Source organism: Streptomyces sp. RKAG293 (assembly GCF_023701745.1).
Classification (GTDB): domain Bacteria; phylum Actinomycetota; class Actinomycetes; order Streptomycetales; family Streptomycetaceae; genus Actinacidiphila.
Genome location: NZ_JAJOZB010000001.1, coordinates 4,272,906 through 4,289,391, shown reverse-complemented (window position 1 = coordinate 4,289,391; position 16,486 = coordinate 4,272,906). Strand labels below are relative to the sequence as shown.

The following is a 16,486-nucleotide window of genomic DNA, read 5'->3' as shown; positions in this document are numbered from 1 at the left end:
CTGTTCAGCCTGTTCAGCCTGTTCGGTCCGTCAGCCCGCCAGGTGCCGTGCCTGCGTCACCGCCTGGGAGAGCTCCCGGACGGCCGGGTCCTCGGTGCTGCTCGCCAGGGTGGTGGCGTGCTCGGCGAGGGCCGGCAGTCCCGGGGCGCCGGGGAGGCGGTCGGCGTCGCCGCGGTTGCGGAGCCAGTCGGCGAAGTAGGCGGCCAGTGCGTCGACCTGGAGCCGCTTCGGGGCGGCGGTCCAGAGCGGGGACGTGAGCGCGGCGGCCTCGACCGTGCCGGACCGCTCGTGCGGAGCCCGGGTGGACGGGTCGAGCCACCGGACGGTGGCGGTGGCGACGTGGCCCGAGGCCCCGGGCTTGAGGTGGACCGAGTACAGGGCCGTGACGGTGTGCCCGGGGCCGACCTCGCCGCCGTCCACCGCGTCGTTGCGGAAGTCCCCGTTCGCGACGGTCCGGTCGTCGAAGCCGATCAGCCGGTACTCGCTGACGGTCTGCGGATCGAAGGCGACCTGCGCCTTGGCGTCGCGGGCCCTGAGGTCCACATTGGCGGGCAGTTGCTCGGTGAAGAGCCGGCGGGCCGCTTCGGGCTCCGCGACGTAACTCGTGTGCCCGTCGCCCTTGTCGGCGAGCTGTTCCATCAGCTTGTCGCCGTACTGGCTGCCCACGCCCACCCCGAACAGGGTGATGCCGTGGTCCCGCCGGGCCGTCCCGATGCGGTCGAGGATCGCGGCGGCGGTGGTGTCACCGGAGTTGGCGAGGCCGTCGGAGAGCAGCACGACGCGGTTGGTGACGCCGGGCCGTGCCGCCTTGACCGCCTCGTTGTAGCCCGCCTGCACGCCCGCGGCGAGGTTGGTCTCGTCGCGCGGCTCCAGGCCGTCGACGACCGAGTGGATGCGGCCGCGGCTCTCGACGCTGCCCAGCCGGGTCATCGGCAGTTCCACCCGCGCCTCGCCGCTGAAGGTGACGATCGCGAGGGAGTCCTCCGGGCGCAGCGAGTCGATGGAGCTGCCGAGGGCCTGCTTCACGAGGTCGAGCCTGCCGGGCTCGGCCATCGAGCCGGAGACGTCCACGACGAACGTCATGGCGGCGGGCGGCCGGTTCCCGCTCTGCGCGGAGCGGGTCGCCAGACCGACGCGCAGCAGCGACCAACTGCCCGCGCTGTCGGTGCCCTTGATGCCACCCTTGTCGTCGCTATTGGTCTCGCTTTTTGTGCCGATGCCCTCGCCGTCCGTGCGGGCGCCGTCGGTGGTGACGGTGAATCCGTCGCCCTCGGGTTGCGGGTAGTCCTGCCGGAAGCTGTTGACGAACTCCTCCTGGCGCACGGTGTCGGCGGCGGGCAGCCGGCCGCCGGCCAGGGTGCGCCGGGCATAGCCGTACGAGGCGGTGTCGACGTCCAGGGCGAAGGTGGACAGATAGCTGGGCACCGCCTGGCTGTGCTTCTGCGCGTCGCCGGAGCTGTCCTTGGCCGCTCCGTCGTCCGGGGCCGCCGACGCGGCGGGTCCGCCGTTCGGGTTCGGCGGCGCGGGCGCCGGGCGCATGGGGGCTTTGTCGGCGCCGTTCCGGGATGAGTCGGGGGTTCCGGCGCTGCACCCGGCGAGCAGCAGCCCGCCGGCGACCACCGCCGCCACGGCGACCCGACGCGCGGTCCCGGACCGCTTCCCGGCCCGCGTCCCGGCCCGCGTCCCGGACGGTTCCCCGTCCGGCGTTCTGGAGGGCGTTCCGTACCGGTTCCCGTACCGCTGCTCGTACCGCTTCATGCGATTCCCCCACGGACTCGTCGGCCTTTGCCCTTGTGACGAACGCCGGCCCGCGACGGAGGCATCGGAGGAATTGCGGAAGCGTCTCGATGGGGCAACGGCCGGGCGGTATGCCCCGGGCCGTCCCGGACTGTGCTCGGTACTGCGCCCCTGGAGCCCGTTTCCCGCCCGGCGGATCCGGCCGGACGAGTCTCCGCCCACTAGTAGACACGGCGTCAACAAGCTGCCATCGTGACCGCCATGTCGCAGCGATGGGTCACGGCCTCGGACGGCGTCCGGCTGGCCGTCTACGAACACGGCGAACCGACCGCACCGACGGTCGTGTGCGTGCACGGCTTCCCCGACGACCACGGTGTCTGGGACGGCGTGGTGCGGCGCCTCGCGGACCGCTTCCACGTCGTGACGTACGACGTGCGCGGCTCCGGCGCCTCCGGCGTACCGCGCCGGAACCAGGACTACCGGCTCCCGCAGCTCGCCGCCGACCTGACCGCCGTCGCCGACGCCGTCAGCCCGGACGCGCCCGTGCACGTCCTGGCGCACGACTGGGGCTCCGTGCAGAGCTGGCACACCGTGACCGTGCCGGCGACCGCCCACCGCTTCGCGTCGCTGACCTCGATCTCCGGCCCGGACCTGGACCACACCGGCCGCTGGTTCCGGGCGCAGCTGCGCCCCAGCCCGCGCAGGCTGTGGCACTTCACCCGGCAGTCGCTCGCCTCCGGATACGTGGGCTTCTTCCATCTGCCCGGCGTCGCGGAACTCGCCTGCCGCGCGGGACTGCTCGACGCGGTGACCAAGGCCGCCCGGCGGCTGGAGACCGGTGAGGCGCCGGCCGGCTACGGCCTGGGACTGGCGTCCCGCAACCGTGCGGGACTCAAGCTCTACCGGGCCAACGTGCTGCCGCGCACCCTCCGGCCCCGGACCCGCCATGCCGGGCTGCCCGCGCAGGTCCTCGCACCGCGGCGGGACATGTTCGTGCTCGTGCCGTGGCAGACCGAGATCACCGGCTGGGCGCCGGACACCGAGATCCACATCGTGGACGGCGGGCACTGGCTGCCCGCGTTCCGCCCCGATCTGGTCGCGGAGTTCACGGCACGGCTCATCGACAGGATCGACGGGATCGACGGGATCGACGCGATCGACGAGATCCACGGGGTCGACGGCATCGACGGCATCGACCGGACCGACCGCATCGACCGGACCGACCGGACGCCGGGCGCGACGACGCCCGAGCGGACCGCCGCACGGAAGGCAGGGCAGGAATGACCGCGACCGAACCGGACAACCTGGTTCTCACCCCCCGCGACGTCCAGTGGGACTGGACGGGCCTGCCGATGCACTACATCGACGGCGACCCGTTCACCACGCACTTCGCGAACGTGCTGAACATCCTGCTGCCGGAGGGCGAGGACTGGTTCATCACCGTCTTCCAGCAGGCCGTCCCGATGATCAAGGACGACCGGCTGCGCGAGGACGTCATCGGGTTCATCGGTCAGGAGGCGACGCACTCCGCCTCGCACCAGACCGTCCTCACGCACTTCAAGAAGGTCGGCTTCGACACCTCGCCCTACACCGACCAACTGCGCTGGTTCTTCAGCAAGATGCTCGGCGACCGGGAGCTGACCGGGAAGAAGGCGCAGGGCTGGATCATCGACCGGATCGCGATCATCGCGGCGATCGAGCACGTCACCGCGTACCTCGGTGACTGGATCCTCAACGCCGACGCGATCGACCGCACCGACCACAACCCCGCGATCCTCGACCTGTACCGCTGGCACGGCGCGGAGGAGGTCGAGCACCGCGCGGTCGCCTACGACCTGTTCACGCACCTCGACGGCCGCTACCGCAACCGGGTGCGCGCCCATGTCGTCGCCTTCCCCGTCCTCGTCTACTGGTGGGTGCGGGGCCTGCGCCACCTGATGGCCGCCGACCCCGAGCGCATCGCGGGCCGCGACAAGCCGCGCTTCCGCGACTGGTCCCGGGCCTCGCGCAAGGGCGTGCTGCCGAGCCCGAAGAGCCTGGTGCGGCTGTACTTCGGCTATCTGCGGCCCGGCTACCACCCCTCGCAGTACGGCTCGACGACCCAGGCCGTCGCCTATCTCGCCGCCTCGCCCGCGGCGCGCGCCGCCCACCGCTGACCCGTTCCACTCGTCGAAGGACCGAACGTGAGCACCGAGACAGAGACCGGGACCGGGACCGATGCCGGGACAGAAGAGCCCGGGACCAGGACCGAGTACGACGCGTGGACGCCGCCACCGCGCAGCGCCACCGACCCGCGCCCGGACCCGGTCCTCGCCCTGCTGGCGCGCGTCACCCCCTTCCTGCTGTGGCAGAGCGCCCGCCGCAAGCGCCGCGAGCCGCGCCCCGTCGACCGCTCGCTGCGGCTCGTCGTCACCGAGGTGCGGCAGGAGGCCGAGGACGTCGTCAGCCTGCGCTTCGAGGCGGCCGACGGCGGCCCGCTGCCGGGCTGGCACCCGGGCTCGCATCTGGACCTCGACCTGCCGTCGGGACGCCGCAGGCAGTACTCCCTCTGCGGCGACCCCGCCGACCGGACCACGTACCGGATCGCCGTACGGCGCCTCGCGAACGGGGAAGGCGGCTCCCGCGAGATCCACGAGACGCTGACCCCCGGCACGGAACTGCGCGCCCACGGCCCGCGCAACGCCTTCGCCTACGCGCCGGGCGGCGCCTGCCTGTTCATCGCGGGCGGCATCGGCATCACCCCGATCCTCCCCATGGTCCGCGCCGCCGCCGCGGCGGGCGCCGACTGGCGGCTCGTCTACACCGGCCGCAGCCGCGCGACCCTGCCGTTCCTCGACGAGATCGACGAGCTGGACGCCAGCGCCGGCGCCGCCGGCCGGGTCACCGTCCGCACCGACGACACGGACGGCATCCCCACCCCCGAACAGCTGCTGTCCGGAGCGGGCCCCGGCACCTCCGTCTACTTCTGCGGACCCCCGCTCCTCATCACCGCCGTGCGCGACGCCTTCCCCGCGACCGGCGCCGGCGGCCTCCACTTCGAGCGCTTCGCGGCGGCCCCGGTCGTCGACGGCACCCCCTTCGAACTCCAACTCGGCCCCGACGGCCCGGTCCTCCCGGTCCCCGCCGACCGCTCCGCCCTCTCCGTCCTCGCCGAACAGCGCCCCGAAACCGGCTACTCCTGCCGCCAGGGCTTCTGCGGTACCTGCCGCCTCCCGGTCCTCACCGGCGAAGTCGCCCACGCCGGCAGCCCGACAGCCCGCCGCACGGACACCAACATGCTGATCTGCGTCTCGAGGGCGGCGTCCGAGGGCGGCAGGATCACGCTCGACGTGTAGCACGGGCTCACCTGCTTGCCTGCTCCGCTCCAACATCGGTGCAGCGAGGCCTCCTTGACGAGCGTCGGCGTTGGAAGTGATGGTGGTGCAAGCTGAAGCAACCCACCACGCGCGGGAGGCCGACATGGATCTTCAGTTCATCGGCATGGACCCTGAGACCGACACCGACCACTGCCCCACTGCGTGGGTGGACGCAGAGGGGGGCGACTTGGTACTCCAGGGTTGGAAGGCCGACGACGCGACCGAATCGAAGTGCCAGGAGACCGGTTCGCTGCCCGGCTACGAAGCGGTGATTCGCATTCCGGCGCGCATGGTGCCATTGCTGAGAAAGGCATGCGATGACGCAGAACGTTCCGCCCTTCGCTGATCTGCTGGCCGCTTGTGGGCGGTCGGCTGTTCATCTGGAGATGCGTGACGTCTACGGCGACAACGAGCGCTTTGCGGCCTGGCGGGCGGGGCACAGGACCGACTGGGAGGATCGCGCAACCTGGTGGCAGCCTTTCCATACGACGATCTCCGATGCGGTGGCACGAGGTGTTGAGATCCGTCGGGCTCGGATCGTTTCGGAACCTGTTTCCGAATACATCCGATGGGAGCACTACGCAACGACTGCCAACGTTGCGGCAGGCGAGCAGGTGCGTTGGCTTCCGCGCCGGAAGACCAGGGATCTACTTCTGCCCGGAAACGATTTCTGGGCATTCGACGGAAAACTCCTGCGGGTTCATCACTTCTCCGGAGACGGTGCCGTGGTGGAAGACGAGCTGGTTGATGATCCGAGCGTGGTGGACCTGAGCGCGTCCGCATTCGAGGAAATCTGGAAGCGGGCAGTTCCGCACGCAGAGTTCGCCGTCTAGAGAAAGCTTCAGGCAGATACCGGATCATGTCACCGTCCCCCTCCTCCAGCGTCCGCGCCGCCCGTGAAGCCCTCGCGGCCCGCCTGCGTGAGATCCGCCTGGATGCCGGGATCACGGGGCGGGAACTGGCAGCCCGAGCCGGCTGGAGTGAGTCGAAGTCGTCGCGGATTGAGAATTCCAAAACTCCGCCATCCGATGCTGATATTCGTGCTTGGTGTCGGGTCTGCGACGCCGAGAATCAGTCGGCCGATCTGATTGCCGCGAATCGTACGGCCGACTCGATGTACGTGCAATGGCGGCGGGTTCAACGTACCGGTTTGAGTCGGGCCCATGCGGCAAGCATTCCGTTGTACGAGGAGACTCAGCATTTCCGTGTCTACTGTTCGAACGTCGTGCCGGGACTGTTTCAGACTCCGGAGTACGCGACCGCGCTGCTGTCGTCCATCGTCGCGTTTCGCAAGACCCCGAACGACGTGGCCGATGCCGTAGCGGCGCGGATGGCACGGTCGCATGTCATCCGGGAGGGCAACCACCGGTTCGCCGTTCTGGTCGAAGAATCGGTGTTGCGGTATCGGGTCGGTGACCCGGAGGTGATGGCGGGTCAACTCGGGCATCTCATAGCGGTGATGGCACTGCCGGCTGTCTCTCTGGGCGTGATTCCCTTCACGGCCAAGCGGGACATCTGGCCGCTGGAGACGTTCTCGGTGTTCGACGACCGGCGGGTGCACATCGAGCTGCTGTCGGCCGCCGTGACCGTCACCGAGCCAGGAGAGGTATCGCAATACGTCGACGGGTTCGGCGAGCTGACCGCGATCGCCGTACATGGGGCTGCCGCAAGATCGCTCATCACTGCGGCGATCGACGCTCTCAAGTGAACTGAGGTGCAAGTCGCTGCAAGGACGTAGAGGGCGATGAACCGCTGTTCCCAGCGTGGTGTTCATGGCAGCGGCGAACTTCTGCAAGGGCGAATACGTGACCGATGAGGCCGGGGATCTCGGGCCCGGTGACCATGTGGGCCACACAGCCGGGCGTTAGCGCGCTGCCCCCGGCTCCGGCCAGGGATCGCTACGTCACGATGTGGTCTGCCACGCGCCGCCGGTACGTGATCGTCGACCGGGTCATGCGAGACGTCTGCGCGCTGCCCGACGCCGATGGCGTGTGCCGGGTGCTGGTGTTCATGACCGATGCGGTCGCTACCGCGTATCTGCAGGGTTGCTACCAGGTGTGGCGGGAGCGGCCGAAGATGGGCCGCCGGCATCCGGCTCCGCTTCCGCCCGAACGCTGAGGCTCCGGTGGCTGAGGCTCCGGTCGCCTGATCCGACTGCGGCTGCGGGCCGGACCGCCCACCCCGGACGTGGGGCAGGCAGCCGGCCAGTGCTCACGCGCTCAGCGGTGCCAGTGCCATCGGGCGGACGCGGCCCTCGATCATGGCGCCGAGGCCCTGGACCGCGCAGACGTCGGGGCGTTCGGCGATGGTGACGGGGATGCCGGTGGCGTGGCGGAGCATGGCGTCGAGGCCGGGCATCAGGGCGCTGCCGCCGGCGAGCATGATGCCGCGGTCGGCGAGGTCGGCGACCAGGTCGGGGGGGCAGCGGCGCAGGACGGTGCCGATGGCGTCGAGGACCGCGGTGAGCGGGGTGCGCATCGCGTGCCGGACGCCGTCGGTCTCGACCAGGACGGTGCGGGCGAGGCCGCTGACGACGTCGCGGCCGTAGACCTCGGTGCTGTCGAGGGTCGGGCCGACGGTGCCGAGCACGTGGTGCAGCGGCCGCACGGACTGGCTCGGGAGCATCAGCTCGTGCTGGCTGCGCAAGTGCTGCACGACCGCGTGGTCGATGGCGTCGCCGCCCACCGGGACGGTCTCCGCCGCGACGATCGAGCCGAGCGACAGGACCGCGATCTGGGTGGTGCCGGCCCCGCACACCACGATCATGGTGGCCTCGGGGTGCTCGACGGGCATCCCGCAGCCGACCGCCGCGGAGATCAGCGTGTCGACGAGTTCGACCCTGCGGGCGCCGAGCCCGAAGAGCGTCTCGGTCGCCGCGCGCTGCGCGAGCGGGTCGCTGCCGTTCGGCATGCAGACGGCGGCGCGCACCATCTGCGCGCGGCGCCAGGACTTGCGCAGCTTGTCACCGAGGAGGTGCTTCAGCATCCGCTGCGCCATGGCGATGTCGACGATGGTGCCGTTCGACACCGGCCGCACCACACGGATGTGCTCCGGGGTGCGCCCGGCCATCTGCTCGGCGCGGGCGCCGACCGCGATCAGCGAGCCGGTCCTGATGTCGACGGCGACCACGCTGGGTTCGTCGACGACCAGGCCGGTGTTCCGCAGGTAGACGCGGGTCCTGGCGGCCCCGATGTCGAAGGCGACCGAGCAGCGGCGGAGTTGGTCGAGGGTCGGGTTCACAGCAGCGCCTCCGCGTCGTCCGTGGGGCGGTAGCTGGCGAGGGCCCAGATGACGAAGACGTCGATCGCGATGAGCGTGATCGCCCAGATGGGCTGGTAGGGCAGGAACATGAAGTTCGCGAAGATGCTCAGCGAGGCCAGGGCGATACCGGTGACCCGCCCCCACGCGGAGCCCGTGAGCACGCCGTAGCCGACGACGACCGCGATGACGCCGAGGATGAGGTGGACCCAGCCCCAGGACGACAGGTTGAAGCGGAAGGCGTAGGCCGGGGTGCTGAGGTACACGTCGTCCTTGGCGATGGCGACGATGCCCTGGAGGATCGCCAGCACGCCGGAGACGAAGAGCATGATGCCGGCGAAGACGGTGCCCCCGGCGGCCAACCCGTTGGTGGAGGAGTCGGCCGGTGGGCGGCCGCCGCCCCAGGCACCGCCCTGCGGTGTGGGTGGCGGTGTGGACGCGGTGGGTGAATCCTGGCTCACAACGGGCTCCCGAGATCGCGACGACGAGCGCGACGGGAGCATTACGCATGAAACTCCCGCCTTAAAGACAAAAGGATCAGCTGCCCGGAACGGTCCCGCCACCGGAGATGGGCCGTCCGGGGGGTGCGGGCCGGTCCGGGCCGCGAACGGATGCGCATTGCGGCCCGTCGGCCCACGATGGATGGTGGCTGGACGGTCCCGCCTGCGGTGACGGACTGACGGCGAGGGAGGCGGACGCGTGCACCCTGACGCCGACGCGGACTCGAACGTCATCCTGCGGGGAATCCTGGAGGGCACCTCGGCCGGCGTGGGCATCCTCGACCCCCGTATGCGCTACGTGTACGTCAACCCGGCGCTGGCCAGGATCAACGGCGTGCCCGCCGAGGCGCACCTCGGCCGGACCATCGCCGAGGTACTGCCCGGCATCGACGGCCGTGAGGACGTGCTGCGCGCCGTACTCGCCGACGGGGTGCCGCGCGAGGTGACGTCCAGCGGGCACACCCAGGCGCCGTCCGGGCTGGAGCGGCGGTACTGGCACGGCGCGTACCACCGGCTGGTGGCGGAGGGCGCGGTGGTCGGCATCGTCGGGATCGTGCTGGAGGTGACCGCCTCGCGGCAGCAGCAGCGCGATCTGGAGCAGGCCCGCGAGCGGCTCACCCTTCTGGACGCCGCCGCCACCCGGATCGGCACGACGCTCGAAATGGACGCCACCTGCGGGGAGCTCGCCGACTTCCTGGTGCCGCTGCTCGCCGACGTCGCGTCCGTCGAGGTGCTGCCGGTCATGCAGGGGGAGGGCGGCGGCCGCCCGGCGCCCGGGTCGCTGCGGATGCGCAGGACCGCGCTGTCGTCCGTGCCGAGGCTGCGGGAGCGCGTGCAGGTGTTCGGGGTGCCCGGGGAGTACGTGGACTACCAGGCCGGCTCCGCCATCCCGCGCTGTCTGGAGACCGGCAAGCCGCTGATGCAGAACCTGCTGTCCGACGAGGAACTCGTCCGGGCGGCGCCCAACACCGAACGCGTCGCCGCGTACCGGGCGGCGGGCATCCACTCCGCGCTCGTCGTACCGCTGGCCGCGCGCGGTCAGCCGATCGGCACCGTGACCCTGGTGCGGTCCGGGGACTCGCCGGGCTTCACCGCCGAGGACGTCGTCGTCGCCCAGGACCTGGCCCGCCGGGCGGCCATCAGCCTCGACAACGCCCGCCGCTTCACCCGGGAGCACGACATCGCGCTCGGGCTGCAGAGCGCCCTGCTGGCGGAGCCCAGCAGCCCGCACCCGAACCTCGAGGTGGCGTCCCGCTATCTGCCGGCCGGCAGCAGCGCGCTGGTCGGCGGCGACTGGTTCGACGCGGTCCAACTGCCGGACGGCAGAACGCTGCTGGCGATGGGTGACGTCATGGGGCACGGCGTGGAGGCGGCCGTCGACATGAGCCACTACCGGGCGATGCTGCGGGTCGTCGCCGCCGATGACGAGCCCCCGAACCGCATCCTGGAGCGGCTCGACGCCCTCATCGCCGCTACCGAGTCGGGCCGTCCCGCCACCTGCATGCTCGTCCTGGTGGATCCGCCGCGCGGCTTCGCCTGGTACTCCAGCGCCGGCCATCTGCCGCCCGCCGTCCTCGGCCCGGACGGCAGCGCCGGGCTGATCCGCGTCCCCACCGGCCCGCCGCTGGGCACCGGGTTCGGCGGATACACGCTGGCCAGGGGCCGCTGCAGCCCCGGCTCCGTCCTGCTGCTCTACACCGACGGCCTCGTCGAGCGCCGGGGCGAGGACATCGACGTGTCCCTGGCCCGGCTCGCGGCGCTCCGGCTGGCCCCGGACGGCAGCCTGGAGGAGCTCCTCGACCAGGTGCTGGAGCGGCTCGTCGAGACGACCATGGAGGACGACGTGGCGGTGCTGGTGGCCCGCGTGGTCGCGCAGTAGTCCCGGTGGCCGCGGTGGTTCAGTGGGCAGGGGGTGTGGGGGCCGCGGAGACCGGAGGGACCGCGGGGACCCCGGAGACCGGGGACGTGGACGGGCCGGCGTCGGCGGGGGGCGGCGGCGCGAGGGCGATGGCCGGGGCCGTGGGCAGCTGGGTGACGGCGGGAGCCGTGGACGGGCCTGCCACGGGCTGGAGGCGCACGCCGTGCTCACGCAGCCACGGCACGGGGTCCACCCCCGACCCCAGCTCGGGCGTCACCCGCACCTCGAAGTGCAGATGCGGACCGGTGGAGTTGCCGGTGCTGCCCGACAGCGCGATCTGCCGGCCCGTCGGAACCCGCTCGCCGACCTTGACCTGCATCAGCGACAGATGCGCGTACTGCGAGAAGTACCCGTTGCCGTGCCGCACGACGATCTGGTTGCCGAACCCGTCGCCGCACGTCGTCAGGACCACCGTTCCGGCCCCGACCGCGCGCACCGGAGTGCCCTCCGGCACGGCGAAGTCCTGGCCGGTGTGGCGGTTCGCCCAGTGGTCGCCGGGCGCGTCGAAGCCGGCGGACAGGGTGTAGTGGTCGACGGGCGCGATCCAGGGGGCGCGCACCCGGATGGCGGTGCCGGGCGCGGGCATCTCCTCGGGGATGGCGTGCGCGCACTCCTGCGGGGAGGCCAACCGGGCGGATCTGGCGGCCTCCAGCCGGCGCAGCAGTTCGCGGGCCCGCCCGAGCTTGGCCGTGATCTCCTTCTGCAGCCCGGCCTCGCGCACGGTCTGCTCGTCCAGCTCCCCGAGCGCCCGGTCGGCCGCCGTCCTGTCCCGTCGCAGCTGCGCGGTCGTCGTCGCCACGGTGCTGAGCAGCGCCGCCACGGCCTCGTCGCTCTTGCGGAGCCGGCCCATCCGGTCGAGCAGGTCCTCGGGGGAATCGGACAGCATCAGCGCGGCGGCGGCCGGCAGCCCTCCTGAGCGGTACTGCAGCCGGGCCAGCAGGCCGATGCTCTCGTGCAGGCCGTCCATCTTCCGCTGACCGAGCGTCACCGACCGCCGCAGCCGGACGGCCGTGGCCCGCTGCCTGTCCGCGGCCCGCCGGGCCTTGTCGTACGCGGTGGTGGAGTCGGCGGCCTGCCGGTACATGGTGTCCACCTCGGCGGACACGTCCCCGAGCCGGTCGTCCGCGCGGGCCGGCTGCGCACCGAGCGAACCGTGGGCGGGATCCGGCAGGACCGGCAGGACCGTCAGCAGCCCGGCGCAGAGCAGGACGGCGAGCGACCTGACGGCCGACCCGCGGACGGACGCGGTTCCTGGCATCGGAGGATCATCGCGTCACGACCGCCGCCCGCGCTCGCGGGACACGCCGCGGGCCGCCCGCTCTCCGCCGTTCGGCCGGTACCGCGAAGGCGCGTCACAACGCGTCACCGAGGATGGTCACTTTCCGTGGTCAAGGCAGACAAACTGTTGTCTCCGTGACCGTCGCCGGATCCCGGGACGGTCTCCCGGTGGCGGTCACGGCCCTGTCGTCCTTCCCGTTCCCGTCCGCGCGCGCTCCTGCCTGGCTCAACGCTGCGCTATTCGGAGTCCTCCAGCCGGAATCCGACCTTCAGCCCCACCTGGTAGTGCTCGATCTCGCCGTCCACGATGTGGCCGCGCACCTGGGTGATCTCGAACCAGTCGAGGGCGCGGAGCGTCTGCGACGCCCGGTGGATCCCGTTGCGGATCGCGGCGTCGATGCCTTCGTGCGAGGTGCCCACGATCTCGGTCACGCGGTACGTACGGTCGGTCATGGCGTTCTCCCGGCGTAGTGAGAGGGCGGTGTAGGGCGGTGTGGGGTGGCGTGTGCGTTCCGTCCTTGCGTCCACGGTGCCCGAAGGGCCGCCACTCCGCATTCCCGCAAAACCGGACATAAGATCATGTACTCGACCGTGTTCCGGTGGATGCGCGGGCGTCATGGCCGGTGAACCATGGCCCGTGAACGATGACGTGCCAGCGATGACGTGCGAGCGATGACGGAGGAAGCGCGTGGACCGCCTTTCCGGCCGCTGGCCCGTCCCCGTCCGCTTCGTCCCGCTGGCCGTCGTCCTCATCGGCATCTGCTTCGACCTCCTCACCCCCGTCGACTACCACGGCGGACCGCTGCTCGCCGTGGCCTGCGTGGCGGCCGGGGCGACGCTCTCGTTCCGCTCCACGCTGCTGCTCTCCGCCGCCGCCCTCGCGGCGATGATCGGGCTGACGGTGCGGCACGGGTCCTTCGGCCACGTCCTGGGCGCCGCCGAGATCGCCAACGTCTTCCTCGCGGGCCTCATCGGCCTCGGCGTGAACCGGCTGATCGCCCGCTACGGCCGGAGCCTGGCCACCGTGCGGACGGTGGCGGAGGCCGCCCAGCGCGCCATCCTGCCCACCCCGCCCGAGCGGATGGGTCCGCTGGACATCGCGGTCACCTACCGCGCCGCGCAGAGCGAGGCGCGGATCGGCGGCGACGTCTACGCCGTCGAGGACACCCCGTTCGGCACCCGGCTGCTGATCGGCGATGTGCGCGGTAAGGGGCTGGGCGCGGTCGGTGCGGTGTCGGTGCTGCTCGGCGCCTTCCGGGAGGCCGCCGAGTGGGCGGCCGACCTGCCGGAGTTGGCCGGACGGCTGGAGCACTCCCTGATCCGCGAGGGGATCCGCCGGTCGGGTGAGGACCAGACGGAGGGCTTCACGACGGCGCTGCTCGCCGAGTTCTCCGCGGACTGCCGCACCCTGCGGCTGCTGAACCGCGGCCACCCCGCCCCGTATCTGCTGGTCGGCGGAACGGTCCTGGCCCTGGACGCCGCCGAGCCGGATCTGCCGCTCGGCATGGGCGCGCTCAACGGCTCCCGCTCGGCCCCTGACACCCACCGGCTGCCGCCCGGCGGCACCTTGCTGCTGGTCACCGACGGGGTGACGGAGGCCCGCGACAAGGCCGGGGCGTTCTACGACCCCGTCGTACGACTCGCCGGCTGCGGGCCGTTCGAGGGTCCGCGGGCGGTCATCGACGCGCTGGTGTGCGACGTCGAAGCGTGGTCCGGCGGCCGCGGAACGGACGACATGGCCGTACTGGCCGTCACCTATCACTGACCCCGGCCGGTGGTGGGCCGGTGCTCGGTGGTCCGGGCCGGTGAGGTTGGGCCAGGTGCGCCACAACATGCGACGTATGGATGAACGGCGTGAAGATCTCCGTATGGACGACCAGCGCGAGGCGTTTCCGGCCCCGGTCCTGCGCATGGCGCAGTGGTGCGCGGCGATCCTGCTGGGCGCCGCCGTCGTCGCGCTCGGGGTGTGGCTGTGCGTCGAACTGCGCGTGGCCATCGTTCCCGTACTCCTCGCGCTGCTGGGCGCCGCGCTGCTCGGGCCGCTCGCCCGGAGGCTCGTGGCGCGCGGGGTGCCCCGGGCCGCGGCGGCGGCGCTGACCTGTGTGGTCCTGATCGCGGTCGTCGTCTTCGCCGGGTGGGTGATGGTCCACACCCTGGTGACCAACGCCGCCCAGCTCTCCGCCTCACTCGCCGAGGCGGGTGAGCGGCTCGCCGACGATCTCGGCTCGGCCGGCGACACGATGAACAGCGCCGCGCAGGGACTGAACGGCCTCGGCGCGCAGTTGGGCGGTGCGGTGGCCAAGGGCTTCGTCAGCGGGCTGGGTCTGGCGGCGCAACTGCTCATGGGGCTCGTGCTGATGCTCGCCATGCTGTTCTTCCTGCTGCGCGACGGCGACCGGTTGCCGGGCGCGGTCCGCGCGGCGCTGCCGGGTCCGGCCGGGGAACGGCTGCTGTGGATCGGGCGGCGCGCGTTCGCCGCGCTGTCCGGCTACATGCGGGGCACCACGATCATCGCCGCGATCGACGCGGCGTTCATCCTGATCGGGCTCGCCGCCCTGCGCGTGCCCGGCGCCCCGGGGCTCGCCGTCCTGGTCTTCGTCGGCGCGTACGTCCCCTACGTGGGTGCCTTCCTGTCCGGCACGGTCGCGGTGCTCGTCGCCTTCGCCGACCAGGGGCTGGGGACCGCGCTGTGGACGCTCGGGGTGATCCTCGCCGTGCAGACGATCGAGGGCGCGGTGCTGCAGCCCGTGGTCCAGAGCCGTACGGTCCGGCTGCACCCGGCCGCCGTGATGCTCGCCGTCACGGCGGGCGCCGCGGCGGGCGGACTGCTCGGCACCCTGCTGGCCGTACCGGTGGCGGCGGCCGCCGTCGGCGTGCTGTCCGAACTGCGGGCCGAGCGGCGGGCGGAGTCATCTGAGCCGCCGGGCCCTCCCGAGTCGGCGGCCGCGGAGAAGTAGGGCAGGAAATCAGGGCAGGAAAGTAGGGCAGGAGTAGGGCTGGCACTACCGCGCCCGTCCCGCCCCGCCGCCTACCGTGGCCGGGTGCAGCCCCTGAACACGCAGCCCCCGAAGCCGATCCCGACCCGGAACCCGGGCCCGCTCCCGGTCCCGGTCCCGCTCCCGATCCCGGGCACCTGGCAGGCGATGGGCCGCCCCGCGTTCGTCCTGTCCGCCCGGCCGTGGCGCTCCGCGGCGTATCTCCTCACCGGCGGACTCGCCGGCGCCGTCGCGTGTGCCCTCCTGGTCCTCGGCACGGCTGTCGGCGGATCGCTCGCGCTCGTCCTCGTCGGGCTGCCGCTGCTGGCCGCGCTCGCCCTGGCGGGCCTGCCGTTCGGTGCGCTGGAGCGCTGCAGGCTGCGCTGGATCGACCCCCGTCCCGCGCCCAGCCCGCACCGGGCGCCGGACCGCACCGGCCTCACCGCCTGGGCGCGGCTGCGGTTCCGGGAGCGCGCCACGTGGTGGGAGCTGGGCTACACCGTCCTCACCGCCTTCGTCCTGTGCTGGTGCGACCTGCTGGTCCTCGGGTTCGCCCTCGTCGTTCCCGGCGCGCTGCTGGCCACGCCCGCACTGCTCGCCACCGAGGGCGAGGTGCACGTCCTCAAGACGCTGCACATCGACTCGTACGGCAACGCCTGGGCGCTCGCGCTCTTCGGGGCCGTGCTGCTGCTCGCCTTCTCCTATCCGCTGACGGCGTTCGCCGGGGTACGGGCCGAGCTCGCCCGTTTCCTGCTGGTGCCGGGCGACGACAGCTCACAGCGGCGGATCAGCGAACTCACCGACTCGCGGGTCCGGCTCGTCGACGCCTTCGAGGCCGAACGGCGCCGCATCGAACGCGATCTGCACGACGGTGCGCAGCAGCGTCTCGTGGCACTCTCCATGACGCTCGGCCTGGCCCGCCTCGACGCACCGCCCGGCAGCCGGCTCGCCGAGCAACTGGAAGTGGCGCACCGGGAGGCCGGCCAGGTCCTCACCGAGCTGCGCGAACTCATCAACGGCATCCATCCGCAGATCCTCACCGACCGCGGCCTGCCCGACGCCGTCGCCGACGCCGCCGACCGCTCCCCGGTGCCCGTCGACGTCTCCTTCGACCTCCCGGGCCGACTGCCCGACGCCGTCGAGGCCGCCGCCTACTTCGCCGTCTGCGAGGCCCTCGCCAACGTCGCCAAACACAGCGGCGCCACCCGGGCCACCGTCACCGGCGGCCACGACGGCACCCACCTCGACGTACGGATCCACGACAACGGACGCGGCGGCGCCGGCGAACCGAACGATGCCGCGACGAACCCCGCGCAGCAGGGCGGCACGGGTTTCACCGGCCTCGCCGACCGCGTCTCGGTCGTGGCCGGCACCCTCGCCGTCACCAGCCCACCGGGCGGCCCGACCCTGCTGCACATCCGCATCCCGGCCCGGGTCTCAACTCCCTGACCCGCCGGCCCGAGC

The 16,486-nt window shown here is 72.2% G+C and carries 16 protein-coding genes; 11 read left to right on the top strand and 5 right to left on the bottom strand.

Annotated features, from left to right (window positions below; genetic code table 11):
- Positions 1–30: 30 nt before the first annotated feature.
- Positions 31–1,758, bottom strand: coding sequence for a von Willebrand factor type A domain-containing protein (locus LNW72_RS18820; protein WP_250976480.1), 1,728 nt, complete (start codon positions 1,756–1,758; stop codon positions 31–33).
- Between the two features lie 240 nt (positions 1,759–1,998).
- Between LNW72_RS18820 and LNW72_RS18815 the strand changes: the two genes are divergently transcribed.
- The 7 genes from LNW72_RS18815 (at position 1,999) to LNW72_RS18785 (ending at position 7,211) form a co-directional block, all read left to right on the top strand.
- A complete protein-coding gene (locus LNW72_RS18815) occupies positions 1,999–3,021 on the top strand; it encodes an alpha/beta fold hydrolase (RefSeq protein WP_285369627.1) in 1,023 nt (340 codons plus the stop codon).
- Positions 3,018–3,893, top strand: a complete 876-nt coding sequence (locus tag LNW72_RS18810; protein WP_250976479.1) for a metal-dependent hydrolase — start codon at positions 3,018–3,020, stop codon at positions 3,891–3,893. Before LNW72_RS18815 ends, LNW72_RS18810 begins: the two co-directional genes overlap by 4 nt.
- A 27-nt stretch (positions 3,894–3,920) precedes the next feature.
- A complete protein-coding gene (locus LNW72_RS18805; RefSeq protein WP_250976478.1) occupies positions 3,921–5,072 on the top strand; it encodes a PDR/VanB family oxidoreductase in 1,152 nt (383 codons plus the stop codon).
- A 124-nt stretch (positions 5,073–5,196) separates the two neighbouring features.
- Positions 5,197–5,439: a hypothetical protein gene (locus LNW72_RS18800; RefSeq protein WP_250976477.1), complete on the top strand. Its 243-nt coding sequence runs from the start codon at positions 5,197–5,199 to the stop codon at positions 5,437–5,439.
- On the top strand, positions 5,411–5,926 hold the full coding sequence (locus LNW72_RS18795; protein ID WP_250976476.1) for a DUF6879 family protein: 516 nt from the start codon (positions 5,411–5,413) through the stop codon (positions 5,924–5,926). The genes LNW72_RS18800 and LNW72_RS18795 overlap by 29 nt, the downstream gene beginning before the upstream one ends.
- 26 nt (positions 5,927–5,952) lie before the next feature.
- Positions 5,953–6,801: a helix-turn-helix transcriptional regulator gene (locus tag LNW72_RS18790; RefSeq protein ID WP_250976475.1), complete on the top strand. Its 849-nt coding sequence runs from the start codon at positions 5,953–5,955 to the stop codon at positions 6,799–6,801.
- A gap of 200 nt (positions 6,802–7,001) precedes the next feature.
- Entirely contained in the window at positions 7,002–7,211 is a 210-nt protein-coding gene (locus LNW72_RS18785; protein WP_250976474.1) for a hypothetical protein, read from the top strand.
- A gap of 93 nt (positions 7,212–7,304) precedes the next feature.
- On the opposite strand, the gene LNW72_RS18780 is transcribed toward LNW72_RS18785, so the two are convergent.
- Both LNW72_RS18780 and LNW72_RS18775 read right to left on the bottom strand, forming a co-directional pair.
- Entirely contained in the window at positions 7,305–8,333 is a 1,029-nt protein-coding gene (locus LNW72_RS18780) for a rod shape-determining protein (RefSeq protein ID WP_250976473.1), read from the bottom strand.
- Positions 8,330–8,812, bottom strand: coding sequence for a hypothetical protein (locus LNW72_RS18775; RefSeq protein ID WP_250976472.1), 483 nt, complete (start codon positions 8,810–8,812; stop codon positions 8,330–8,332). The genes LNW72_RS18780 and LNW72_RS18775 overlap by 4 nt, the downstream gene beginning before the upstream one ends.
- 238 nt (positions 8,813–9,050) lie before the next feature.
- On the opposite strand from LNW72_RS18775, the gene LNW72_RS18770 reads away from it, so the two are divergent.
- The gene (locus LNW72_RS18770) at positions 9,051–10,730 is read left to right on the top strand and encodes a SpoIIE family protein phosphatase (protein ID WP_250976471.1); all 1,680 of its coding nucleotides are present in this window, start codon (positions 9,051–9,053) and stop codon (positions 10,728–10,730) included.
- A 19-nt stretch (positions 10,731–10,749) separates the two neighbouring features.
- Here LNW72_RS18770 and LNW72_RS18765 read toward each other — a convergent pair whose 3' ends face one another.
- Both LNW72_RS18765 and LNW72_RS18760 read right to left on the bottom strand, forming a co-directional pair.
- Complete coding sequence (locus LNW72_RS18765) at positions 10,750–12,027, bottom strand: M23 family metallopeptidase (RefSeq protein ID WP_250976470.1); 1,278 nt, start codon at positions 12,025–12,027, stop codon at positions 10,750–10,752.
- Between the two features lie 257 nt (positions 12,028–12,284).
- Complete coding sequence (locus LNW72_RS18760; RefSeq protein WP_138355860.1) at positions 12,285–12,500, bottom strand: dodecin; 216 nt, start codon at positions 12,498–12,500, stop codon at positions 12,285–12,287.
- 235 nt (positions 12,501–12,735) lie between these two features.
- Here LNW72_RS18760 and LNW72_RS18755 point away from each other — a divergent pair, with 235 nt between their 5' ends.
- From LNW72_RS18755 to LNW72_RS18745, 3 genes are all read left to right on the top strand, one after another.
- Positions 12,736–13,812: a PP2C family protein-serine/threonine phosphatase gene (locus LNW72_RS18755; protein ID WP_250976469.1), complete on the top strand. Its 1,077-nt coding sequence runs from the start codon at positions 12,736–12,738 to the stop codon at positions 13,810–13,812.
- 103 nt (positions 13,813–13,915) lie between these two features.
- A complete protein-coding gene (locus tag LNW72_RS18750) occupies positions 13,916–15,004 on the top strand; it encodes an AI-2E family transporter (protein WP_250976468.1) in 1,089 nt (362 codons plus the stop codon).
- An 84-nt stretch (positions 15,005–15,088) separates the two neighbouring features.
- Positions 15,089–16,471: a sensor domain-containing protein gene (locus LNW72_RS18745; RefSeq protein ID WP_308401973.1), complete on the top strand. Its 1,383-nt coding sequence runs from the start codon at positions 15,089–15,091 to the stop codon at positions 16,469–16,471.
- The last annotated feature ends 15 nt before the right edge of the window (positions 16,472–16,486 follow it).